Raw genomic sequence first — 22,712 nt, 5'->3', positions numbered from 1 at the left:
GGCGGCATCCGGTCCAGACCGTACCCTGAACAGGTGAGCATCGAGATCGCCAACGAGTCGGGCATGGAAATCCCCGAAGAAGACCTGGTCAGCGTCGCCCGGTTCGTGATCGGCCGGATGGACGTGCATCCCGCCGCGGAACTGTCGATGGTGCTGGTCGATCTCGACACCATGGCCGACCTGCACGTGCGCTGGATGGACCTGCCCGGTCCCACCGACGTGATGTCGTTCCCGATGGACGAGCTGGAGCCGGGCGGTCGTCCCGACAGCCCCGAACCCGGCCCGTCCATGCTCGGTGACATCGTGCTGTGCCCCGAGTTCGCCATGGGCCAGGCCCAGAAGGCCGGCCATTCGCTCGACCACGAGCTGGCACTGCTCACCGTGCACGGCGTCCTCCACCTGCTCGGCTACGACCACGCCGAGCCGGAGGAGGAGAAGGAGATGTTCGCGCTGCAGGCCCAGCTGCTCGAGGAGTGGTACGTGAGCCTGCGCGAGGAACAGCGCCGCGCCGAACTGGCCGAGCGCGACGCGCGGCTGCTCGGCAAGGCGGGCTTCACCGCGCCGGGTGACGCGCTGGGCCCCGCGTGACCTCGTTGTGGCTGATCGTCCTGGCGATCCTGCTGATCGGGCTCGGGGGCGTCTTCGCCGGGGTCGACTCGGCGCTGAACACGGTGTCGCGGGCCCGGCTCGACGATATGGTCCGCGAGGACCGGCCCGGTGCCGCGCGGCTGCGCAAGATCGTCGACGACCGCCCGCGCTACGTCAATCTCATGGTGCTGCTGCGCATCCTGTGCGAGATCACCGCCACCGTGCTGCTGGTCGCGGCCACCCTGGACATCTGGTCGGAGAGCCTGGCGCTGCTGATCACCGCCGCGGTGATGGTGGTGGTGTCGTATGTGGTGATCGGGGTCGGGCCACGCACACTGGGTCGTCAGCACGCGTATTCGATCGCGCTGGCCGCGGCGGTGCCGGTGCAGCTGATCGGCGCGGTGCTCGGGCCGGTGAGCAGGCTGCTGATCCTGCTCGGCAATGCGATCACGCCCGGTAAGGGCTTCCGCAACGGGCCGTTCGCCTCCGAGATCGAGCTGCGCGAAGTCGTCGACATGGCCCGCGAGCGCGGTGTGGTGGCCGACGACGAACGCCGGATGATCCAGTCGGTCTTCGAACTCGGCGACACCGCCGCGCGCGCGGTGATGGTGCCGCGCACCGAGATGGTGTGGATCGAGGACGACAAGACCGCCGCCCAGGCGATGTCGCTGGCGGTGCGGTCCGGGCACTCCCGTATCCCGGTGATCGGCGAGAACGTCGACGACGTGCTCGGCGTGGTCTACCTCAAGGACCTGGTTCCCTACGCCGACCGCAGCCGCAAGGTGACGGTGCGCGAGGTGATGCGCCCGGCGGTGTTCGTGCCCGATTCCAAGCCGCTCGACGAACTGCTCGACGAGATGCAGCGCCGCCGCAACCACATGGCCGTGCTGGTCGACGAGTACGGCGGCATCGCGGGCCTGGTCACCATCGAGGACGTGCTCGAGGAGATCGTCGGGGAGATCGCCGACGAGTACGACACCGACGAGACCCCGCCCGTGGAGGACCTGGGGGAGGGGCGCTATCGCGTCTCGGCCCGGCTGTCGGTGGAGGATCTCGGCGAGCTCTACGGGCTAGAGATCGAGGACGAGGACGTCGACACCGTCGGCGGGCTGCTCGCCCACGAGCTGGGCCGCGTGCCGCTGCCGGGATCGAAAGTGGCTGTGCACGGGCTGGTGCTGCGCGGCGAGGGCGGCGCCGACGCGCGCGGCCGGATGCGGGTGAACACGGTGCTGGTGCGCCGCGCGTCCGATCCGGCCAAGAAGAACGACAAGTCCCGCAAGGGCACCACCGACGAGGCGAGCGCCGACACCGATCCGGTGCGCGTGGCCGCGTCCGACGACAACGGAGAAAACCATGAGTGAACTCGACGCCGAGGACAACAAACTGCTGGTACTGGCGCGGGGCGCGCTGGGCCGCACCGGCGGCGCGAGCGGTGCCGCGGTGCGCGACACCGACGGCCGCACCTACGCCGCGGGCGAGGTCGCGCTGTCCGCGCTGACGCTGACCGCCCTGCAGGCCGCCGTGGCCGCCGCGATCTCGAGCGGCGCGGAAGGCTTCGAGGCGGCCGTGGTGGTCGGCGGCGCCGCCGACGACGCGGGCATCGAGGCAGTACGCGAGGTCTCGCCCGCGGCCTCGGTCATCCGGACCGATCGCACCGGTGCGGTGCTGAGCGAGGTGCACGGTGGCTGACAAGGAATTCCGTTCCGGCTTCGTCTGTTTCGTCGGCCGCCCGAACACCGGCAAGTCGACGCTGACCAACGCCCTGGTCGGCACCAAGATCGCGATCACCTCCTCGCGCCCGCAGACCACCCGCCACACCATCCGTGGCATCGTGCACCGCGAGCACGCCCAGTTGATCCTGGTCGACACCCCCGGCCTGCACCGCCCGCGCACGCTGCTCGGCCAGCGCCTCAACGACCTGGTGCGCGACACCTACTCCGAGGTCGACGTGATCGCGCTGTGCATCCCGGCCGACGAGAAGATCGGCCCCGGCGACCGCTGGATCGTCGAGCAGATCAAGATGATGGCGCCCAAGACCACCGTGCTCGGCGTGGTCACCAAGATCGACAAGGTGGGCCGCGACCAGGTGGCCCATCAGCTGATGGCGGTCTCGCAGCTGCTCGGTCCCGAGGCCGAGGTGGTGCCGGTGTCGGCGGTCAAGGGTGAGCAGGTCGAGGTGCTCGTCGACGTGATCGCCGCGCAGATGCCCGAGGGCCCGGCGTTCTACCCGGACGGCGAGATCACCGACGAGCCCGAGGAAACCCTCATGGCCGAGCTGATCCGCGAGGCCGCGCTGGAAGGTGTGCGCGACGAGCTGCCGCACTCGCTGGCCGTGGTCATCGAGGAGATCCAGCCGTATGAGGCCAACGAGGACATGCTCGAGGTGCATGCCCTGCTGTATGTCGAACGGCCCAGCCAGAAGGCGATCATCATCGGCAAGAACGGTGCGCGCCTGAAAGAGGTGGGCACCAACGCCCGCAAGCAGATCGAGCACATTCTCGGCACGCGGATCTACCTGAACCTGCACGTGAAGGTGGCCAAGGACTGGCAGCGCGACCCGAAACAGCTGGGGAAGCTGGGCTTTTGACCGTTTGACGGCCGGTCGTTCGGGGTATCGTTCGGCGAACACGCCGGTTCGCTGGGCGTGCTCGCTGATCGTCCGGGGAGGCCGTCGAAGTGCCCGAAGCCAATGATGTCGGCAAGCTGCTGGAGTTGCTGCGGGCGCTCGAGATCCCCGACACCCGGCCGCGGGTGCTGCGGACCCTGTGGCGCGGGCGGCGCACGGTGCCGCGTCCGATCGTCGAACTGGTCGGCGTGCACGGTCATCCGGCGCTCGTCGCCGAGCTCTACACCTGGCTCAGCGAATCCGGCGGCCGACGGGCCACCCCGCGCGCCAAGGTCGATCTGCGCGCCCCCGATCTGGCACCGACCGCGCTCACCCCGGACCCGCAGGCCCTGGCCAACGGGCCACAGGCCGAGCAGGAGATCCCCGGCCACTGCCTGCCGATCATCCAGCAGCTGGTCGCGGGTTTCGCCGCCGACGACACCGCCATGGGCGCGATCAAGTTCCCGCGCTACCGCACCGCCGACTGGCTGACCCGCCAGCGCGTCACCAGCGACGAGGCCGAGGCACCCGACGAGCTGCGTCGCAGGCTGCCCAAGCTGCTGCGCAGTGGCTCACCGACCAGCCGCTCCGACACCGCCGAAGGCGTTGCCGGGGACACGATCTCGCGGGTCGTGTTCGGTGTGCTCGCGCTGTGGCCGGTGCTGCGGTTGTGGCTGTGGGTCTCCGGGCGGATACCGGGGATGTCGAAGGTGACGCGCTGGTTCCTGCACCAGCGTTACCTGGCACCCGAATTGTCCGGCAGCTTCCTGGGTTTCGCGTCCCGGCTCACCGCCTCGCACCGCGTCGACGAGAACGAGGAGCAGGTCGCCAAGCTGCTCATCCACGCCTTCCTCGAGGATCTGCGCGATGCCTATCGCCGCCGGATCTGGCGGCCCTCTAGCTGGCGGCGCACGGCCTATCCGGTGGCGTTGCTCGGCGGGCTGTCCGAGGGCGGTGACGGGGCGCGCATCCTCACCTGGATCAACGAGATCCGCAACGAGACCGGCATCTTCGATCCGCTGGTGGTGCTCGCGCTGCGCGAGGAGGGACCGCCGCGCGAGGTCGCCGAGCTGTCCGACATCTCCGATCTGCGCCCGCTGCGGACCCTGGAGAGCCTGGCCGAGCAGCCCACACCGCAGCCGCCGGACCCACTGCAGACCTGGCTGCGCGAGATCGACAACCGGCGCACCCATCGTCAGGCCGACGCCTGGTTCCTGCCGTTGCGTGCGCTGCTGCCTGCCGACACCCCACCGCGGGTGAGTGATTCGCGGTTCCGCGGCATGGCCCTGCCGCCCGCGCCGCCACTGGCCGCACGCAGCTGGTTCGTCGGATTGTGCGTGCTCATCCCGGTCGTGCTCGCCGTGGCCGCCGCCCTGACCTACTTTCCGCCGCTGCGCGGTGCGCCGTGTTCGCACTGGCCGTGGACCGACGGTGTCTCGGTGAGCCTGCGTGACGGCGAGTGCGTCGGTTACAGCGACAATGCCGCTCAGACCTTCGCCGACGACCCGGAGCTCTCGGCCATGCAGCGGGAAGTGTTCCGGCTCAATGCCGCCGCCGAGGACGCGCGCCGCAGCAACCCGAACCGGCCGCTGATCTCGCTGGTGTACTTCGCCGGACTCAGCTATGTCGACACGAATGTGAAGTATCCGCACGCGCAGGTCGAGGAACTGGCGGGGCTGGCCGTGCAGCAGCGGCGCGCGCTGCTGGCCGCCGACGAGTCGGAGCCCCTGCTACGCATCGTGATCGCCAACGGCGGCTCGGATATGCGCCACGCGCGCTGGGTCGTCGACAATCCGCTGCGCGCGCTGATCGCCGACGACCCCAGTGTCCTCGGCGTCGTAGGCATCGATCGCAGCACCGACGAGACCCGCACGGCCATCACCCGGCTCGGCGAACTCGGGGTGCCCGCCGTGGCGACGACGCTGTCGGCCGACGGTCTCGACCAGGCCTCGCCGCTGTATTTCCAGGCGGCGCCGAGCAATACCGTGCAGGCGAAGCTGGTGGCCGACTACGCGCAGGGCGCCCGCGACACCACCGGCGGGCCCGCCTACGACAAGGTCGCCATCTATCACCCCGAAGGTGACGAGGACCTGTATGTGACGACGCTGGTCGAGGACGTGCGCGCCGAGCTGGCCGAGCGCGGGGTGGCCCAGGAGAGCCTGAGCTGGCGGGAACAGCAGCAGCTCTACCGTTTTCCCGCGCCGTGCGAGTCGGCCGGGTTCGACCGGCGCACGCTGCTGTTCTTCGCCGGGCGCAACGACGATTTCGCGACCTTCGCCAAGTCGGTGAGCCGGGGCTGTCTCAGCGGCGGCGGCCCGGCGATCCTCGGCAACGACGCGGTGACCCGGCTGATCACCGACCAGAAGGCCACCGCCGCACTGCCGTCGAACCTGACGGTGCGCTACGTCGCCAAGGCGTCACCGGTGATGCTCGGTGGCGCCGACTGTGTGCGCGGGGTCGGCAAACTCGGCAACCAGCCGGTGCCCTTCGAACACGAACAGCTCTGCGCCGAACTGGCCGGGCTGATCGAGGACCTGCGCGTCTACCCCGGGCTGGCGAACTACCAGCCCACCTGGGCGGGCGACCGGACCGGCCTGGCCTTCGACGTGAGCGGGCTGTTCGTGCAGGCCGTGCGCAGCAGCCGCGGCGTCCTCGGCGACCAGCCGCCGAACCGCACCGCCATCGCGGTCCAGTTGCGCGAGAGCGACTATCGCGGCGTCACCGGCACGCTCGCCTTCGCCACCAAACGCGTGGCCGACACCTCCTCGATCGCGGTGCTGGTCACCACGGCGGTCGGCGCGGGCGGGCCGCAGCGCTGCCTGCTGATGATGCCGCGCAAGCCCGGACAGGACGGTTGCCCGGCCGGAACCAAGAGCGATCTCGAAGGCTGGACAGAGCCGGGGCGATAGTGCGCCCCGGCCCGACTCACCACCACGGGGTGGGTCGCGTGCGCTCCCAGTGCAGTTCGGATTCCAGTTGCGCCGCGAGCGCGATGAGCCTCGGTTCGGTGTTCGCCGTGCCCATCAGCTGGGCGCCGATCGGCAGGCCCGTGTCGGTGAATCCGGCGGGCACGTTCACACTCGGCCAGCCCAGTACGTTCCACGGCCAGGTGTAGGGGCAGGCGGCGGTGATCAGGCTGTTGGTCGCGCCGACGCCGATACCGTCGATCTCCTCGGCGACCGGGGCAGGGGTGGCGGTGGTGGGCGCGAGCACCACGTCGAAGTCGTCGAAGAACCCGCCGATGCGCTTGCGGAGCAGCGGTTCGGCGAACCGCGCGGCGGCCAGGACCGGACCGCCGAGGACCCGGCCGAGCCGGGCGTTGGCGGTGGTGCGCGGGTCGACCACCGCCTCGGGCATGGCGCGGCGCACCGCGCTGATGCCCGCCATCGAGCGCGGCAGGAACGAGGCGCCGATCATCAGGCCGTAGTGCAGGTCGGCCACGGTGACCGTGTGGCCGAGCCCGCGCAAGGTCGTCGCCAGCGCGTGTACCGCGGCCGCGATCTGCGGGTCCAGCGCGGTCCTGGTGGCGGTGAACGGAATACGCAGCGACAGCGCGATTCTGAGCCTGCCGGGATCACGGCCGACGGCGGCACTCGCGTCGATCGGTGCCGGGGTGTGCAGGTCGCCGTCGTGCGCACCGGCGGCGACGTCGAGCAGCAGCGCCGCGTCGCGCACGGTCCGGGCCAGCGGGCCGTTGACGGTGAGACCGTAGAACGCCTCGGGATGCGGCCAGGTGGAGATGCGCCCGCGCTGCGGTTTGATCCCGACCAGGTTGTTCCACGCCGCCGGGATACGCACCGAGCCCGCGCCGTCGGAACCCAGTGCCGCCGGTACCAATCCGGCCGCGACCGCCGCCGCCGAACCGCCCGAGGAACCGCCGGGTGTGCGGGTGCGGTCCCAGGGATTGCGGGAGTGACCGAAGGCGTCACCGCTGGTGAACGGTAGCTGGCCCAGCTCACAGGTGTTGGCCTTGCCCACGATCACCGCACCCGCGGCGCGCAGCCTGCGTACCGATTCGGCGTCCTCGGTCTTCGGGCGGAACTCCCCGCCGCAACCGAACGCGGTGATCTCACCGGCGACATCGGTGTCGTCCTTGACCGCGATCGGCACGCCGAGCAGGGGCAGTCGCGCGCCGGCGGCGAGCCGGGCGTCGGCCTCGGCGGCCTCGCGCAGGGCGGCCTCGCGGCGCAGGACACGGAAGGCGTTGAGCGTCGGCTGGGACGCTTCGATGCGGTCGAGCGCGTCGGTGACGGCCGCGACCGAGCAGAGGTGCCCGTCGGCCAGGGCTGCGGACAGTTCGGTGAGGCCGAGGTCGGCCTGGGGCGCGGTGCGGTCGGGCGCGGACATGTGAGCTCCGTCTCGTGTGGTGCGTGGCTCGACCGTAGCGCGAGAACTGGTCACCCGTCCACAACCCCTGGGGTGGGTATTCGTTCTAGACATACATACGGAATGTATGTAACAGTGGACGGGTACCGACTTCGACCAGGGGAGGACCCCATGGGAATCAGTCCAGCACTCGGCCCGGCCCGCGAAATCGCCCTGTCCACGGGCCGGATCCGCTATCACGACATCGGCACCGGGGCACCGGTGGTCTTCGTGCACGGCCTGCTCGTCAACGCTGATCTCTGGCGGAAGGTGGTGCCCGGCCTGGTCGCCGCGGGCCACCGCTGCCTGGCCCCCGACTGGCCGCTGGGCTCGCACTCGATCCCGGTGCCCGAGGCCGACCTCACGCCCACCGGCCTCGCGGATCTGATCGCCGAGTTCCTCGACGCGCTCGACCTCACCGATGTCACCGTCGTCGCCAACGACACCGGCGGCGCGCTCACCCAGCTGCTGATGACCCGCAGGCCGGAGCGGATCGGCCGGGTCGTGCTGGCGGCCGTCGACTGCTACGAGACCTTCCCGCCGTTCCCCTTCGGTGCCCTGCTGAAGGTCGCGAAACTGCCGGGCACGATCGCGCCGCTGCTGGCGCCGATGCGCTGGAAGCCCGTGCAGCGTCTGCCGCTGGGGTTCGGCTGGGTCACCAAGCACGCACTGCCCGGCGAGATCGCGCAGTCCTACCTCGGGCCCGCCCGCCGCGACGCCGCCATCCGGGCCGACCTGCGCCGCTTCGCCGCCGGGGTGAGCAACCGGCACACCCTCGCCGCGGCCGAACGCTTCGCCGAGGTGGATCTGCCGGTCCAGGTCATCTGGTCCACCGAGGACAAGCTGTTCCCGATGGCCCTGGCCGAACGCCTGGTCACCGATCTGCCCCGGGCGAGCCTGCGCACCGTCGCCGACTCCTACACCTTCCTGCCCGAGGACCAGCCGGAGTTGCTCACCGAACTGATCGTGGAGTTCACTCGGCTGCATGCAGCGCCGTAGTCAGGAGGATCGCTCCCGCACCACCCGGGCCGCGCTCGAGCGGGCAGGTCGTGACCTGTTCGCCGAGCGCGGCTTCGCGGGCACCTCCGCCGAGCAATTGGTGGCCGCCGCGGGGGTCACCCGTGGCGCCCTGCACCACCACTACGGCGACAAGCGCGGCCTGTTCCTGGCCGTACTCGAAGAACTCGAAGGCGAGATCACCGCCGAGGTCCGCCGCGCGGTCGACGCCGCCGACCCCGCCGACACCCTGGCCGGGATGACCGCGGGCCTGGCCTGCTTCCTGGAGATCTGCGCCCGCCCCGACGTGCTGCGCATCGCCCTGACCGACGCTCCCACCGTGCTGGGCTGGCGGGCCTGGCGCGAGCTCGAGGCGCGGCACGGACTGGGCCTGATCACCGAGCAGCTCGACCGCGCCACCAGCGCGGGCCTGGTCACCGCCGCACCGGTGCCCGTGCTGGCGCAACTGCTGCTCAGCGCCATCGCCGAAGCCTCGCTCATCGTCGCCCACGCCGAGGACCCCGACCGCGCGCGCACCGAGACCCAGCAGTCGCTGCTGGTACTGATCGCCGGGTTGTTGCGCCGGGACTGACCGCCGGGGTGTGGCGTGTGCGCGGTGTCGGGCACCCGTGGAAGACTGGGCCCGTGCGGTTGTATCGGGACGAGGCGGTGGTGCTGCGCCAGCACAAGCTGGGCGAGGCCGATCGCATCGTCACGCTGCTGACCAGGCAGCACGGGCTGGTGCGCGCGGTGGCCAAGGGCGTGCGGCGCACCAAGTCGAAATTCGGGGCACGGCTCGAGCCGTTCGCCTACATCGATGTGCAACTGCATCCCGGCCGCACCCTTGACGTCGTCACCCAGGTGAGCACGCTCGAGGCGTTCGCCACCGACATCATCGACGACTACGGCCGCTACACCACCGCCTGCGCCGTCCTAGAGACCGCCGAACGGCTGGCCGGTGAGGAACGCGCGCCCGCGCCGAAACTGCACTCGCTCACCGCGAGCGCCCTGCGCGCCATCGCCGCCCAGCAGCGGCCCCACGAACTGATCCTCGACGCGTACCTGTTGCGCGCCATGGGTTTCGCGGGCTGGGCACCGGCACTGGACGAATGCGCCCGCTGCGCCACCCCCGGCCCGCACCGCGCCTTCCATGTCGCCGCGGGCGGCGCGGTCTGCGTGCACTGCAGGCCGCCGGGGGCCAGCACGCCGGTCGCGGGGGTGCTGGATCTGCTCGTCGCCCTGCTGAAGGGGGAGTGGGACTACATCGCCGGGGTCCCCGACAATGTCCGCCGCCAGGCCAGCGGCCTGGTCGCCGCGCATCTGCAATGGCACCTGGAACGTCAGCTGCGCACCCTGCCGCTGATCGAACGCTCGCCCGCCGGAACCGCCACCGCGGGCTGACCAGCGGTTCGCGGTGCCGGCGGGCCGCGAACCGGGCCCATGCGGGGCGCGCCCGGCGATCAGGCAGGATGGATGCCGTGATCCTGCGTCGTGACACCGCCACCGCGAGCAAGCCGGGCCGCACCGTGCGCCCGCCGTCCCCGCACCCCTCCGGCGCGCGTCCGCCCGCGATCCCGGCCGAGCTGGTGCCCGAGCACGTCGCGCTGGTGATGGACGGCAACGGCCGCTGGGCCCAGGAGCGCGGGCTGCCCCGCACCGCCGGGCACGAGCGCGGCGAGGCCGTGCTCATGGACGCGGTCGAAGGGTGTATCGAGATCGGCGTGAAGTGGCTGTCGGCCTACGCCTTCTCCACCGAGAACTGGCGGCGCAGCCCCGACGAGGTGCGCTTCCTGATGGGCTTCAACCGCGATGTCATCCGCCGCCGCCGCGACGAGATGCACGAGATGGGCGTGCGGGTGCGCTGGGCGGGCCGCCGCCCGCGCCTGTGGCGCAGCGTGATCAAGGAGCTCGAGGTCGCCGAGGAGCTCACCAAGGACAACGACGTGATGACGCTGACCATGTGCGTCAACTACGGCGGCCGCGCCGAGATCGCCGACGCCGCCCGCGAGATCGCGCGCCGGGTCGCGGCGGGCGAGATCGACCCGGAGAAGGTCGACGAGGCCACCGTCGCGCGCTACCTCGACGAACCCGATATGCCCGACGTCGACCTGTTCCTGCGCCCCTCCGGCGAGTTCCGCAGCTCGAACTTCCTCATCTGGCAGGCCGCCTACGCCGAATTCGTCTACCAGGACACCCTTTTCCCCGACTTCGACCGGCGTAACCTGTGGGACGCGTGCCTGGAATACGCCAAGCGCGATCGTCGCTTCGGCGGCACCAAATGAGCGACGGAGCCGACATGGACGCGGTGGTCACCCCCGAACTGGACCTGCAGGCGCGCACCGGCGCCTGCCTGCAGATGCAGGACATCGACATCCGCGTCGACGCCGACGGCTCGCTCGGTTTCGAATACGACGGCGCGCTGTGCTCGATCCGCGCGGTCACCCTCGCGCCCGGTCTCACGGTGCTCTCGCTGACCAGCGTGCTGGCCTGGGATCGCGCGCTCAAGCCGCAGCTGCACAAGCGGGTCGCCGAGCGCAACAACGAGATCCAGTTCGGCTCGGTCACCCTGATCGCGCGCGGCAAGCTCGGCGATGTGATCCTGCGCTACACCTTCCCGGCCGAGGGCCTCGACGACCAGGCGCTGACCACCATGCTGCTGCTGGCGCTCACCGGCGCGAGCAGGGCCCGCCAGGGACTGCTCGCGCCGTAGCCGTCAGCTCTCGGGCTTCCAGGTGAGCTTGCCGCCCTGGAAGTCCTGGGCCTTGCCGCCCTGGTAGTCGTACTCGTCGCTGGTCGGGTAGCCGTAGCGGCCGGTCTCGGCGCCCGCGCGGATCCAGTCGGCCTGGATGCTGCCCCACACCGCGTGCGCGCCGGTGGTCGCGGTCCAGTAGATGGCACCGGTCGGGAACATCGAGAACTGACCGCCCTTGCCCGCCGCGGACACGTCGCTGAGCGGGAAGCCCAGCGGGCTCGACTCCCAGCCCAGCGCCGCCCACTTGTCCCGGATCGGGCCGCTGATCTGATGCGCGCCGGTGCCGACGGACCAGTAGATCGAGCCCTGCTGGAAGTGGTTGTAGCGACCGGCGCCGCCGGGCGTGGACTCCTCGCGGGTGACCGGGTAGCCCAGCTTGCCCCCCTCGTTGCCCAGCTCGGCGTACTTGTCGCGGATCTGGCCCGCGACGGTGCGGGCGTCGGTGTCGGGGTGCCAGTAGATGGCGGCGTTGTTCGCGAAGGTCTGGTACTTGCCACCGGCGGCCGCGTCGGCCTCGGGGGAGGTGGGGTCACCGAGCAGGCCGCCGCCCACCAGGTCGTATTCGGCCTCGATCGCCCCGCCGACCTCGAATTCGCCGATCTTCCTGGCCTGCGCGCTGCCGGCGACGGCCGCGGGGATCAGGACCGCCACGGTCGCGGCGGCGAGGGCGGCCAGGCCGCGTGCGCGAAGGGTTCGTCGGTGTAGTGCCACAGGAAACTCCCTGGTCGGATCGATGTGTCGATGGCTTGGTGGCCCACGACCCCACCGATGCCGCACCCGAACCTACCCGTTCGCCGCCCGCCGTAACAGTGAGCTGTCTTACCTCCCGCCGGACCGGGTGGGCGATTGTGTGGTGTGTCAGGTCCGGGGGAGCGGCAGCATCAGCTCGAGCCCGCGGCCGACGTCGTCGGGGGTGATGTCCTCGAGCAGCAGGTGCTGGAGGATGAAGCCGGGCAGCACGCCAATGATCGTCTTGGCGAAGGCGTCGAGGTCGGCGTCGGCGGGCAGCAGGTCCCGCTCGCGCAGCCGCAGCCCGTATTCGACCCATAGCTCCCGCATCGCCGCGATCGTCTCGCGCACCGGTACGCCCGAATCGGGCTGCACCATCGCCAGCGCCCACGCCTGCGGGGCCAGCCGCAGGGGGCCGTCGGGGCCACTGCGTTTCACGATCTCGGCGGTCAGCAGCCGGATGACCTCCCCGGGCATCGGCAGCTCGTCGCCGCGGATGATCTCGGCGAGCCGGGCACGCAGCGGGCCCATCGTGTTCGACACCAGCGCGCGGATGATCTCGTTCTTGCTGGTGAAGTACCGGTAGACCGCCCCGGCCGAGAGCCCCGACTCGGTGAACACGTCCTGCATCGAGGTCTCGTGGAAGCCCTTGCGGGTGAAGCACACCTGGGCGGCGTCGAGGATCTGCTGCCTGCGGCGTTCGAGATGTTCTTCGCTGACTCGGGGCATGCCCAAAAATAAAACGAATATCCGTTCTTGACAAGCGCTCGGCCGCGGTGTCACCGTGGAACCACCAAAAAGAACGAACATTCGCTTTAAGGGAGAATGTCATGACGATCACCCGCCGAGCAGTGGCTCTCGGTCTGGCGGCGACGATGCTGCAGGCCCTGCTCCTGATCGCCTTCGCCTGGCCCGCGGTCAACCTCGCCCCGCGCGACCTGCCCATCGCCGTCACCGGCCCACAGTCCGCACAGGTCGCCCAGCGGCTGCAACAGCAGAGCCCCGACGCCTTCGCCATCACGACGCTGGCCGACGCGGGCGCCGCGCGGAACGCGCTGGCCGACAACGAGATCTACGGCGCGATCGTCACCGGCGAGGGCGCGCCCCAGCTCCTGGTCGCCTCGGCCGCCTCACCCGCGGTCGCCCAGCAGCTCACCGCCCTCGCCCAGCAACTCGGTGGCGCCGCCCCCGCACCGGTCCAGGACGTGGTCGCCACCGATCCCGACGACCCGCGCGGCGCCGGCTTCGGCTCGATGGTGCTGCCGCTGGTCATGTCCGGCATCGCCGCGGGCGTCCTGCTGACCCTGCTGGTGCCCGCCTTCGGCGCCCGCCTCGCGGGCCTGGCCACCTTCGGCCTGGCCGGCGGGCTGCTCAGCACGCTGATCTTCCACACCTGGCTCTCGATCGTCCCCGGTGCCTACCTCGAACTGGCCGCGATCGCCGGGCTGGCCATGTTCGCCGTGGCCGTGACCGTCGTCGGTCTCGCCGCCGCCCTCGGCCGCCCCGGCATCGGCCTCGGCGCGCTGACCATGCTGCTCATCGGCAACCCGTTCTCCGCCGCCACCTCGGCACCGGAACTGCTGCCCCAGCCGTGGGGCACCCTCGGCCAGCTCTTCCCACCCGGCGCCGCCGCCTCCCTCCTGCGCTCGATCGCCTACTTCGGCGGCGCGGGCGCGGCCGGTCCGCTCGCGGTGCTGCTGGGCTGGTCGGCGGCGGGTCTGGCGCTGCTCGGGTTCGGGGCGTTGCGCGCACGCACGACGGTGGAGCCCGTCGCCGGCGAACCGGTCCCGGTCGCCGCGTAGTCCTGTCCTGGAGCTCGAAGGCTCCGGGCTAGGTCCGCGCCCCGGCACCACCGAGTCGACCCCGATGCGCCGCACAGATCGTGCGGCGCATCGGGTCGTTATTCGGCGGCGCAGGGGGAGGACGACCGCAGCACGAAACGTGTCGGTGCCGAGCCGTAGCGCAGGGTGGCGACCGAGAATCCCCGGGAGTCGCGGTAGACGCGGTTGACGGGATCGTCGCCGGGGACCGGGTTCTCCGCGAGGACGAACCCGTGCGCGGTCATCGCCGCCAGCTTCGCCAGCGCGCGGTCGACGAATTCCGCTGGGGGATCGGCGATTTCCCGCTCGTAGGACGGCGCCCACGGCGGCCCGGTGCTCCGCAGGGAACCCCGATCGGTTCGGCAGCCGTTCCCCAGTTGGACCGCGCTGTCCTCGACGGTGACCGGCTCCGGCCAGACGCGCTCGAAATTATCGGCCACGAGTGGAACCGCCTCGGCCACGGTCAGTCCGGTGGTGTCGGCGATGTCCTGATTCGACGGTCCCTCCGGGACGAGCCCGCCGCAGGCCGTGGTCGCCAGCCCGGCCGCCACCACGACCCATCCCGCGCGCCTCACGCGACGTCGAGTTTCGGTCCGAGACCGGGGTTGTCGGTGATGCGTGGATCCGCGTACGGATCCACGCCGAAGAGCTGTCCGGCGGTCGCCGCCTTGCCCGCGTCGAAGCCTTCCTTGACGCCGTCGCCGTTGTCGCCCAGCCCGATATCGATCCACTCGGTCTCGATCCCGCGCTCGACATACCCGGTGACCTCGCCGCCCCTGATCACCCCGACGATGTTCTGGAAGGCCGTCGAAGACGGGTCGTCCCAGTACTTTCCGTGCCCGTCGGGCCCGAAGACGACCTCGCCGCGCTCGTGCCCGTCGAAATCCCGGCCGTAGAAGCCGGTGTCGAGGCGGGTGACACCGGGCACCTCGTCGGGATCGCCGCCGACATCGGCGGCGTGCGGGTTCCCCGGCAGCCCACCGATGCCCGGCAGCCGCAAGCCCTCGTCCGGATAGGACTGGACCACGCCGATCAGATCGCCCGGCGCCGTCATCGAATAGCGCTGGACCTGCGGATTCGGGTTGTTCCATCCGCCGTCGAACACCCCGGTGCCCGCCGAGGACGCGTGCAGCACCCGGTCGGCGCGCAGGCCGAGCTGTTCGGCGGAACCGACGATCGACCCGCCGTAGGAATGGCCCACATACGACACCGGCGTCCCGGGCGCGTGCGCGCTCACCTCGCGGTCGACCTCGCGACCGAAATCGACCAGCCGGGGCGCCATGTCGGCCGCGAAACGCGGACTCGGCGCCCCGTCGGACAGGCTGGTCAGGCTCTGCGGGAAATCGCCCTCCATGTACAGGAACACCGGGCCGCCGGTCTGGTCGGCGAGGTTCCACGCGGCCACATGATTGGATCCGGACCCGTTCAGGTTGGTGCTGGTGCCCGGCACATACACCCCGACCCCGGGTACTCCGGACCGCATCGTGCCGACCATCTCGATCATCCGCCCGTTGCCCTCGGTGCTGAACATGACGAACTGGCGGTCGACCAGGTCGAGGCGCGGTGTCGCGCCCGCACCGGTCGCCGCGGGGGTGGTGCCGAGGGTGCCCGCGCCGTCGGGGTTCGGGATCGGGGAGAGCATCGCCTCGAGCTGCCGGACCCGTGCCTCGTCGCGCTCGGGTTTGCGCTTCTCGGCGGTGAGGGCATTGCGGATATTGATCTCGTTGGCCTCGATCCGCAGGGCGAAGGGCACCCCGTTCAGATTTCCCAGCTTCTCCGGCGCGGCGATCAGCAGTTGACGCAGCGCCTCCGGGCTCAGGCCCGCGAGCAGGCTCGCCCGCTCGTCGGCCGACATCGCCGCCAGGCGCACCGCCACGGCATCGGGGTCGGCCAGGGTCCCGTCGGCCAGGGCGATATCGGGCTGGCCGACGCGCAGGGCGCCGAGATCGGCCAGCGATTCCCGCAGCCGGGTGCCGAACTGCCCGTCGATGCGCTCGATCTCGTCGAGCCCGCCGAACAGGTTCAGCTGGAAGACCCCGGCGTCACCCTCCCTGGCCGGGTCCGGATGACTCACCCGCCCGTCCGGCTCCACCAGGAACCCCTGCGTGAGCGCGACCCCGCGCTGATCGAGGACATAGGCGCGGGCGTGCTGCAAACCCTGCCAGGCGTCCGCCGCGTCGTCGGCGATGCGCAGCAGCACCGTGCGCACCTCGTAGCCGTGGTCGACTTCGGCGTCGATGCGGCGGGTGGCCGCGTCCTTGGTGCGCCCGTGCCAGCCGCCCGCCGCCGACGCGGCCCGCGAACAGTCCTCGACCGAGGCGGACAGCAGGTCGGCATTGGCGCGCGCGGCGGTCGCGGCCCGCTGCAAGCCGTCTAGGTTCCAGCCGTCGAGCTGGGGGAGGGTCGGGCGCATCAGCGGTCCGGGAGGGTGTCGATCGCCGCGGCGATCTCGGCGTCCTTGGCCTGGATATCGGCGGAGAAGAGGTCCACCAGATCCGCCAGGGCCGCATAGCGATCCGCGATCGAGGTCATGGCCTGCCGGGCGGGGTCGACCAGGCCGCGCACCGTGGCCAGCACCTCGCTGCCGTCTCCGGTGGCCTCGTTCAGGGCCGTCCAGGCGAGCCCGCCGACCTCACCGCCCTCGCCGCGCCACGTCGTGGCCATGGTCTTCAGCTGATCGGGCTCCACGCCCAGGGTGCCGCTCACGAGTTCCCCTCCTTCGACGCCGAACGGGCCTGCGGCCGTCGGTACCCACCGTGCGGATCGGTCTGTTCGTGAAGGTTGGACGGGGCGCGCGAATCGAGGGTTCCATCATGTGACGTGTGTCACACGGAAGCGGCTTCTTCCGTCGTGCTCCTGGCGCGCACGCAGTCGCGGCAGGTGCCGAAGATCTCGAGGGTGTGGCTCACCTCGGTGAAGCCGTGATCGGCGGCGATGGCCTCGGCCCAGGCCTCGACGGTGGGGCCCTCGACCTCGACGGTGCGCCCGCAGTGGCGGCAGACCAGGTGGTGGTGATGCCCGCTCGAGCACTGCCGGTAGACCGACTCGCCGGAGTCGGTGCGCAGCACGTCGACCATGCCCGCGTCGGCCAGCGACTGCAGCGTGCGGTAGACGGTGGTCAGGCCGATGCCCTCACCGCGTTTGCGCAGCTCGTCGTGCAGTTCCTGGGCGGAACGGAACTCGTCGATATCGCCGAGCAGGGCCGAGATCGCGCTGCGCTGACGCGTGCTGCGCACCCCGACCTGCTTTCCCGGATTGTTGTCCGCCAACGGTGTCATCCTTCCTCGGCATGGGCGACGGCATCGACGACGATATGCGCCAGATGATCGTCGACGAGTTCGTAGAGCACCTCGCGGCCCGAGCGTTCCCCGTGGACGACGCCCGCCGACTTGAGAATGCGCAGATGCTGGCTGACCAGCGGCTGGGTGACCCCGAGCGCGTCCACCAGCTCGTGTACGCAGCGCGGCGACTCGCGTAGCTGCAATACGATGGCGATCCGTACCGGCGCGGCGAGGGCTCGCAGCAGTTCGCCCGCGTCCTCGAGGATCGCCCGAGCGGGCACCGCCGCGGGGGCGGCGGAGTGATACGGGGTGTGCGAGTGCGCGGCGGCGGCATCGGTGGTCATCAACCAACTCCTTAATGGAAACCGATGCCATTTTGACATGCAGACGTGCGCATGTCGAATGGGGCACGCCGGTCGGTGCAAAACCGCTTGGCAGGTGCCGATACGCTGGACGGCATCACTTGTCCGATTCCCTAAGGGATGGAGAAATCTCGCGTGGCACCCAAGTCGAAGGTGGACACCGTTGCCAACCTCGCCAAGCGCCGGGGTCTGGTCTACCCGTGCGGTGAGATCTACGGAGGCACCAAGTCGGCGTGGGACTACGGTCCGCTGGGCGTCGAGCTGAAGGACAACATCAAGCGGCAGTGGTGGCGCACCATGGTGACCAGCCGCGACGACGTCGTCGGCCTCGACTCCTCGGTGATCCTGCCGCGCCAGGTCTGGGAGGCCTCCGGCCACGTCGAGACCTTCTCCGATCCGCTGGTCGAGTCGCTGCACACACACAAGCGCTACCGCGCCGACCACCTCCTGGAAGCCTACGAGGAGAAGCACGGCCACCCGCCCGCCAACGGCCTGGCCGACATCAACGACCCCGAGACCGGCCAGCCCGGCAAGTGGACCGAGCCCAAGAACTTCTCCGGTCTGCTCAAGACCTTCCTCGGCCCGGTCGACGACGAAGAGGGCCTGCACTACCTGCGTCCCGAGACCGCGCAGGGCATCTTCGTCAACTACAAGAACGTCGAGACCACCGCGCGCAAGAAGCCGCCGTTCGGCATCGCCCAGATCGGCAAGAGCTTCCGCAACGAGATCACGCCGGGCAACTTCATCTTCCGCACCCGCGAGTTCGAGCAGATGGAGATGGAGTTCTTCGTCAAGCCCGGCGAAGACGCCGAGTGGCACAAGTACTGGATCGACACCCGCCTGGCCTGGTACACCGACCTGGGCATCGATCCGGAGAACCTGCGCCTCTACGAGCACCCCAAGGAAAAGCTGTCGCACTACTCGGCGGGCACCACCGACATCGAGTACCGCTTCCGCTTCCAGGGCAGCGAGTGGGGCGAGCTCGAGGGCATCGCCAACCGCACCGACTACGACCTCAAGACGCACTCGGAGCACTCCGGCACCGACCTGAGCTTCTTCGATCAGGCTTCCGGTGAGCGCTACATCCCGTACGTCATCGAGCCCGCCGCCGGCCTGACCCGTTCGCTGATGGCCTTCCTGGTCGACGCCTACGCCGAGGACGAGGCCCCCAACGCCAAGGGCGGCGTCGACGTGCGCACGGTGCTGCGCCTGGACCGCCGTCTGTCGCCGGTCAAGGCCGCGGTGCTGCCGCTCTCGCGCAACGCCGACCTGACCCCGAAGGCCAAGGACCTCGCCGCCCAGCTGCGCCGCAACTGGAACGTCGACTTCGACGACGCGGGCGCCATCGGCCGCCGCTACCGCCGCCAAGACGAGATCGGCACCCCGTTCTGCATCACGGTCGACTTCGACACCCTCGACGACCAGGCCGTGACGATCCGCGAACGCGACTCGATGGCCCAGGAACGCATCGCCCTGGACAAGGTCGAGTCCTACCTGGCAGCCCACCTGATCGGCGCTTGAGTTTTCGGAGCGCTGGCGCGCTCGAGTTCGCGGCCCCTTGGGTCCCGTCGATCAGGCACCGTTGCTTGCTCCTTCGTCGCCTACGCAACGGCACCTGATCGACGGGACGGCCGCGAACCGCCGCTGCGCGGCGATCCCTCCTCGAGGTCGGGATGTGCGGGGCTGAGAGTGTGGGGAGGCGCCGGGATCTCGGGGTGCGTCAGCGGGTGAGCGTGCTTGGTCACAGACCGGGCGACCGGTTTGCGTTCGCCGGGGTGTTGCCTCACTCTTTCCGTTGTGCTGTGGGAACCGGAAGATGTGGTGCGGGTGCTCGACCCGTCGGAGCAGCGATTCGTGCGGCACGCGACGTTCACCGGGCGGTCGGTGACGGTGCGTGGCGAACTCGATCCGGTGGCGTTGGGCGCGGCGTTCGCGGCCTTGCAGCGCGCGTTCCCGATTCTGGTGTGCCGCATCGTCGAGGACGCCGAGGAGAACGGAATCCTGCTGCGCCCCGGGCACATCGAGCCGGTCGGCGCGTGGGTGAGTTTCGGTGATCCGGACGAGGTGCGGATTCCGGCCGAATCGCTGAGCCCGCGCGCGCAGCTCGGGTACCTGGATGTGGTGCTGGCCGAGGAGGATCGGGCCAGGGTCACCCTGTTCGTGCACCACAGTGTCGCCGACGCCGGGCACTGCGTCGAGCTGTTCGCGCGGCTGTGGGGGTACTACACCGATCACGTGGAGACCGGGTCGATCGCGGCCGGGCCGCGCGAGTATCCGGAATCGGCGGAATCGCTGCTGGCCCGGCGCGGAGTCGTGCGGGGGCCGCGCTCGGGGCTGGAAGGTGTCACCCGGCCGCTCGTCGTGGCCGACGCGGTCGGGGTGGTGCAGTCCTCGCAGCCCGCCTCGCCCGCGCTGGCCCGGCCCGCCCGCGTCCAGCTCGATCCGGCCGAGACGGCGCGGGTGCTCGAGCTGGCGCGCACGCGGGCGGTGAGTGTCAACGGGCTGGTCACCGCGGCGGTGCTGCGTGCCTTCGCGGCGGTGTACGGCGTCGACCAGGTGGGCTGTGTCTACCCGGTCGATCTGCGCAGACGCCTCGACCCGCCGGTCGCCGCGGCCGCGGGCACCAATGTCTCCGGCCTCGCCGCCTTCACCACCACCGAGTTCGACGACGTAGTCACCCTGGCCCGCCGCATCGGCACCGCCCTGCACGACGACCTGGCCACTGGCGTGATCGAGCAGTCTGTCCTGCACTTCCCCGACTTCTTCGGCCCCACCCGCGTCCACTCCACCGCGGGCCACATCGCCCTCACCAACACCGGCACGGTCCCCACCTTCCGCGCGCCCGACGGCCTCATCCTCGACGACTACGAGATCGTCTACCTCTCCGCGCACCCCCGCCCCTCCACGGGCGCCTCCGCCGCCGTCACCTTCCTCGTCTACACCTACCTGGGCCGCCTGACCCTGGCTCGCCTCGGCGGCGGCCCCCGAGCCGTCGAACTCCTCTCCGCCGCCGCCGATGAATTGACCTGGGACGCCGCCGATCACGAGGCAGCCTCGGCCTGACCGAGGCCGCCGATCGGAGTCCGCCCGGACATGCCCGGATCGTCACCGGTCTCCGATCGCGGCCGCCGTGGTGGTGCTAGAACCGCCCGCCGCGGCTCACCCGGCGTGACCCCGACGAACCGCCGTACGAGCCCGGCCGGTAACCGCCACCTCCACCGCCGTACCCCCGCCCACGCGACCCACTGTTCATCGCCCCGCGCAGGAATCCGTCGAGCAGGATCCCACCCAGCACGGCACCGGTCTGCGCACCACCCGACACGGGCTGACGGGTCTCCCACGCGCGGACACTCGCCTGCGCCTGCTGGAGCGCCCGCCCACCGAGATCGGCCGCGGTCTGCGCGCTCGCCAGCGCGCGATCCGGCGCACTCGCCGCCAGCCCACGCGCCTCGTCCAGATGACGCTGTGCCTCCGAGAGCCGGGTCCGCGCCTCGGCGTCCACACCACCGCGCCGGGTCGTGATGAACGACGAGGCAGCGTCGATGCGTCCGGCCGCGTCAGCGAGTGCCCGGTCGAGTCTGCGCCGCAGATCCGCCACGGCGAGTTTGCGATCCGAGGCCGCCGCGACGGCCCGGTCCAGTTCGGCATCGGCCTGCACCGCACTGTGGAACGCGCCCAGCGGATCACTGTCGGCGGCCGCGGACGCCGAATCGACCGTGCTCGTGGCCTTGCCCACCGCCGCGGTCAGTTCGGGCCCACCGAACTCGGTCAGACCCGCCGCCACCGCGAGGTCGCGGCGCAGTTCGTCGAGGGCCGCGGGCAGTCCGTCACGGGCCTGCTGGATATTCGCCGCCGCCTGGTCGACCGCGTCGAGCAGCGTGCGCGCCTGGCCGATCGCGCCCTCGGCCCCACGGATCGCCGCCACCGCCCCACCCTGCTTGCCGACCGGCCGGCTCAGCGCGGTGCGCGCGGTGTCGATGTTCTGTTCGGCGAAGGCGATCCGCTCGGTCGCCATCCGCACATTGTCGCGAATCGGGGCGAGCACCGAAGCCGGATAGGCGGCGGTCAGCCGGGACAGCTCGGCCTCGGAGGCAGGGGTGCGCGCGGTCAGGTCGACGATGTCGCGGGTCAGTGCGTCGAGCCGGGCGGGCGCGTCGATGAGCAGATCGCGCATGGCGTCGAAATCGGCCACCTGGGCATCGAGTTCGCGATCGGCCGTGCCCGCGACGGCGATCAGCTCCACGAGCATGCTGCGCTGCTGGTCCGGCGTCTCGGGGATCGCGTCGTCGAGCTGCTGGCGGATGGTGAACGCCTTGGCCGTGGCCGCACGGGCCGCGTCGAGCGCGGTGCGGAACGGTGTCACCGCGGTCTCGCCGAATTCGCCGGTGGCCAGGGCCAATTCCTCGGTGCTGGTGCGCACGGCGTCATCGATCTCGACCAGCCGCTCCCGTGACAACGCGTGCAGCGTCGGCAGCGACAGCTGCGCCACCGCCGCGGAATCGGCCGGGTCCACCTTGCGCGCGGAGTCGAGCTCGGCACGGTCGCGGTGGCGACGGCGCCTGCGGGAGAACAGGATCAGGCCACCGGCCAGCACGAGGACCACCAGCACCAGCATCAGCAGCGTCTTCCACGGCACACCGGTGCCACTCATGGCCGAGCCCAGCCCGTCGGCGGTGTCCACGGCGGCCTGTGCCCATTTCCCGTCGCGCAGATCAGGTTCCACGGTGCCCGCCAGCAGCGAGTCCAGTTCGCCGTCGCTGATCTCCTCTGGAGGCACGCCGTCGAGCCAGTACCCACGATCCTCGACCGCCACCGCGAGCAGCAGGTCGCGATCACCGAATCCGGACAGTTCCGAGGTGCGCGCGGCCCAGTCCCGTGGCGCCATCCCGGCGAAATCGCGCACGTAGATCACCCAGAGCTCGACCTGATGATCCCGGTAGAGCTGATCCACCGCGTCCCGCACCCGGGTCTCGTCGGCCCCGCTGAGCACCCCGGCGCTGTCGACCAGCCGCGGGCCCATCCGTGACGGCGGCTCCGCACCCGCACCCGGCGCGCACAGCAGACCGACCGCGGCGAGCACCGCGCAGAGCAATCCGGCCGCGCGCGACGGAACCGATCGTGGGGCGGGATTCGTCCTGGACTGGCGCATGTGTCGAATCTAACGGGCGCGCGCTGTGCGGGTGGGCACGACGGCACGCCGCGTGGCTTCTACGA

General features: G+C 70.8%; 22 protein-coding genes. 13 read left to right on the top strand and 9 right to left on the bottom strand.

Annotated elements, in window-relative coordinates; genetic code table 11:
• The first annotated feature begins 33 nt into the window (after positions 1–33).
• From ybeY to ACFC06_RS24710, 5 genes are all read left to right on the top strand, one after another.
• A complete protein-coding gene (gene ybeY, locus ACFC06_RS24730; RefSeq protein ID WP_375936277.1) occupies positions 34–588 on the top strand; it encodes an rRNA maturation RNase YbeY in 555 nt (184 codons plus the stop codon).
• Positions 585–1,949: a hemolysin family protein gene (locus ACFC06_RS24725; RefSeq protein ID WP_375936274.1), complete on the top strand. Its 1,365-nt coding sequence runs from the start codon at positions 585–587 to the stop codon at positions 1,947–1,949. The genes ybeY and ACFC06_RS24725 overlap by 4 nt, the downstream gene beginning before the upstream one ends.
• Positions 1,942–2,277: a cytidine deaminase gene (locus tag ACFC06_RS24720; RefSeq protein ID WP_375936271.1), complete on the top strand. Its 336-nt coding sequence runs from the start codon at positions 1,942–1,944 to the stop codon at positions 2,275–2,277. Before ACFC06_RS24725 ends, ACFC06_RS24720 begins: the two co-directional genes overlap by 8 nt.
• Positions 2,270–3,175 carry a GTPase Era gene (era, locus tag ACFC06_RS24715; protein WP_375936268.1) on the top strand — a complete coding sequence of 302 codons (906 nt, stop codon included), beginning with the start codon at positions 2,270–2,272 and terminating at the stop codon, positions 3,173–3,175. Before ACFC06_RS24720 ends, era begins: the two co-directional genes overlap by 8 nt.
• An 89-nt stretch (positions 3,176–3,264) precedes the next feature.
• Entirely contained in the window at positions 3,265–6,102 is a 2,838-nt protein-coding gene (locus tag ACFC06_RS24710) for an ABC transporter substrate-binding protein (RefSeq protein ID WP_375936265.1), read from the top strand.
• A 16-nt stretch (positions 6,103–6,118) separates the two neighbouring features.
• On the opposite strand, the gene ACFC06_RS24705 is transcribed toward ACFC06_RS24710, so the two are convergent.
• Positions 6,119–7,540 carry an amidase gene (locus ACFC06_RS24705; RefSeq protein ID WP_375936263.1) on the bottom strand — a complete coding sequence of 474 codons (1,422 nt, stop codon included), beginning with the start codon at positions 7,538–7,540 and terminating at the stop codon, positions 6,119–6,121.
• 150 nt (positions 7,541–7,690) lie between these two features.
• On the opposite strand from ACFC06_RS24705, the gene ACFC06_RS24700 reads away from it, so the two are divergent.
• The 5 genes from ACFC06_RS24700 (at position 7,691) to ACFC06_RS24680 (ending at position 11,264) form a co-directional block, all read left to right on the top strand.
• Entirely contained in the window at positions 7,691–8,557 is an 867-nt protein-coding gene (locus ACFC06_RS24700) for an alpha/beta fold hydrolase (protein WP_375936260.1), read from the top strand.
• The gene (locus ACFC06_RS24695) at positions 8,544–9,146 is read left to right on the top strand and encodes a TetR/AcrR family transcriptional regulator (RefSeq protein WP_375936257.1); all 603 of its coding nucleotides are present in this window, start codon (positions 8,544–8,546) and stop codon (positions 9,144–9,146) included. The genes ACFC06_RS24700 and ACFC06_RS24695 overlap by 14 nt, the downstream gene beginning before the upstream one ends.
• Positions 9,147–9,199: 53 nt before the next feature.
• Positions 9,200–9,955, top strand: a complete 756-nt coding sequence (gene recO, locus ACFC06_RS24690) for a DNA repair protein RecO (protein ID WP_375936254.1) — start codon at positions 9,200–9,202, stop codon at positions 9,953–9,955.
• Between the two features lie 68 nt (positions 9,956–10,023).
• Positions 10,024–10,836, top strand: a complete 813-nt coding sequence (locus tag ACFC06_RS24685; RefSeq protein WP_375936251.1) for an isoprenyl transferase — start codon at positions 10,024–10,026, stop codon at positions 10,834–10,836.
• A complete protein-coding gene (locus ACFC06_RS24680) occupies positions 10,833–11,264 on the top strand; it encodes a YbjN domain-containing protein (protein WP_375936248.1) in 432 nt (143 codons plus the stop codon). Before ACFC06_RS24685 ends, ACFC06_RS24680 begins: the two co-directional genes overlap by 4 nt.
• Before the next feature lie 3 nt (positions 11,265–11,267).
• Here ACFC06_RS24680 and ACFC06_RS24675 read toward each other — a convergent pair whose 3' ends face one another.
• A complete protein-coding gene (locus tag ACFC06_RS24675; protein ID WP_375936245.1) occupies positions 11,268–12,017 on the bottom strand; it encodes an LGFP repeat-containing protein in 750 nt (249 codons plus the stop codon).
• A 147-nt stretch (positions 12,018–12,164) separates the two neighbouring features.
• On the bottom strand, positions 12,165–12,764 hold the full coding sequence (locus tag ACFC06_RS24670) for a TetR/AcrR family transcriptional regulator (RefSeq protein ID WP_375936243.1): 600 nt from the start codon (positions 12,762–12,764) through the stop codon (positions 12,165–12,167).
• Positions 12,765–12,865: 101 nt separating this feature from the next.
• On the opposite strand from ACFC06_RS24670, the gene ACFC06_RS24665 reads away from it, so the two are divergent.
• A complete protein-coding gene (locus tag ACFC06_RS24665) occupies positions 12,866–13,837 on the top strand; it encodes a hypothetical protein (RefSeq protein WP_375936240.1) in 972 nt (323 codons plus the stop codon).
• Positions 13,838–13,935: 98 nt separating this feature from the next.
• Here ACFC06_RS24665 and ACFC06_RS24660 read toward each other — a convergent pair whose 3' ends face one another.
• The 5 genes from ACFC06_RS24660 to ACFC06_RS24640 form a co-directional block, all read right to left on the bottom strand.
• Positions 13,936–14,430 carry a hypothetical protein gene (locus ACFC06_RS24660; protein WP_375936237.1) on the bottom strand — a complete coding sequence of 165 codons (495 nt, stop codon included), beginning with the start codon at positions 14,428–14,430 and terminating at the stop codon, positions 13,936–13,938.
• Positions 14,427–16,268, bottom strand: coding sequence for a hypothetical protein (locus tag ACFC06_RS24655; protein WP_375936234.1), 1,842 nt, complete (start codon positions 16,266–16,268; stop codon positions 14,427–14,429). Before ACFC06_RS24655 ends, ACFC06_RS24660 begins: the two co-directional genes overlap by 4 nt.
• Positions 16,268–16,561 (bottom strand): hypothetical protein, encoded by a 294-nt coding sequence (locus tag ACFC06_RS24650; RefSeq protein WP_375936231.1) that lies wholly within the window; start codon positions 16,559–16,561, stop codon positions 16,268–16,270. Before ACFC06_RS24650 ends, ACFC06_RS24655 begins: the two co-directional genes overlap by 1 nt.
• A gap of 119 nt (positions 16,562–16,680) precedes the next feature.
• Positions 16,681–17,133: a Fur family transcriptional regulator gene (locus ACFC06_RS24645; protein WP_375936228.1), complete on the bottom strand. Its 453-nt coding sequence runs from the start codon at positions 17,131–17,133 to the stop codon at positions 16,681–16,683.
• Entirely contained in the window at positions 17,130–17,480 is a 351-nt protein-coding gene (locus tag ACFC06_RS24640; protein ID WP_336083343.1) for a metalloregulator ArsR/SmtB family transcription factor, read from the bottom strand. Before ACFC06_RS24640 ends, ACFC06_RS24645 begins: the two co-directional genes overlap by 4 nt.
• A gap of 138 nt (positions 17,481–17,618) precedes the next feature.
• Here ACFC06_RS24640 and ACFC06_RS24635 point away from each other — a divergent pair, with 138 nt between their 5' ends.
• Complete coding sequence (locus ACFC06_RS24635; protein WP_375936225.1) at positions 17,619–19,019, top strand: glycine--tRNA ligase; 1,401 nt, start codon at positions 17,619–17,621, stop codon at positions 19,017–19,019.
• Positions 19,020–19,295: 276 nt separating this feature from the next.
• A complete protein-coding gene (locus tag ACFC06_RS24630; protein ID WP_375936222.1) occupies positions 19,296–20,561 on the top strand; it encodes an acyltransferase in 1,266 nt (421 codons plus the stop codon).
• 76 nt (positions 20,562–20,637) lie between these two features.
• Here ACFC06_RS24630 and ACFC06_RS24625 read toward each other — a convergent pair whose 3' ends face one another.
• Positions 20,638–22,647, bottom strand: a complete 2,010-nt coding sequence (locus ACFC06_RS24625) for a TPM domain-containing protein (RefSeq protein ID WP_375936219.1) — start codon at positions 22,645–22,647, stop codon at positions 20,638–20,640.
• Positions 22,648–22,712: the final 65 nt, after the last annotated feature.

Origin of the sequence: Nocardia sp. NPDC056064, from assembly GCF_042266925.1 — a bacterium.
Lineage (GTDB): Bacteria > Actinomycetota > Actinomycetes > Mycobacteriales > Mycobacteriaceae > Nocardia.
This window is presented reverse-complemented; position numbering and strand designations above follow the sequence as displayed.

Coding starts and splice junctions, on each gene's coding strand:
- ACFC06_RS24665 (WP_375936240.1), top strand. CDS start 12,866: ATGACGATCACCCGCCGAGCAGTGGCTCTCGGTCTGGCGGCGACGATG.
- ACFC06_RS24720 (WP_375936271.1), top strand. CDS start 1,942: ATGAGTGAACTCGACGCCGAGGACAACAAACTGCTGGTACTGGCGCGG.
- ACFC06_RS24645 (WP_375936228.1), bottom strand. CDS start 17,133: ATGACACCGTTGGCGGACAACAATCCGGGAAAGCAGGTCGGGGTGCGC.
- ACFC06_RS24635 (WP_375936225.1), top strand. CDS start 17,619: ATGGAGAAATCTCGCGTGGCACCCAAGTCGAAGGTGGACACCGTTGCC.
- ACFC06_RS24680 (WP_375936248.1), top strand. CDS start 10,833: ATGAGCGACGGAGCCGACATGGACGCGGTGGTCACCCCCGAACTGGAC.
- ACFC06_RS24700 (WP_375936260.1), top strand. CDS start 7,691: ATGGGAATCAGTCCAGCACTCGGCCCGGCCCGCGAAATCGCCCTGTCC.
- ACFC06_RS24625 (WP_375936219.1), bottom strand. CDS start 22,647: ATGCGCCAGTCCAGGACGAATCCCGCCCCACGATCGGTTCCGTCGCGC.
- ACFC06_RS24670 (WP_375936243.1), bottom strand. CDS start 12,764: ATGCCCCGAGTCAGCGAAGAACATCTCGAACGCCGCAGGCAGCAGATC.
- ACFC06_RS24685 (WP_375936251.1), top strand. CDS start 10,024: ATGGATGCCGTGATCCTGCGTCGTGACACCGCCACCGCGAGCAAGCCG.
- ACFC06_RS24705 (WP_375936263.1), bottom strand. CDS start 7,540: ATGTCCGCGCCCGACCGCACCGCGCCCCAGGCCGACCTCGGCCTCACC.
- ACFC06_RS24640 (WP_336083343.1), bottom strand. CDS start 17,480: ATGACCACCGATGCCGCCGCCGCGCACTCGCACACCCCGTATCACTCC.
- ACFC06_RS24655 (WP_375936234.1), bottom strand. CDS start 16,268: ATGCGCCCGACCCTCCCCCAGCTCGACGGCTGGAACCTAGACGGCTTG.
- ACFC06_RS24695 (WP_375936257.1), top strand. CDS start 8,544: ATGCAGCGCCGTAGTCAGGAGGATCGCTCCCGCACCACCCGGGCCGCG.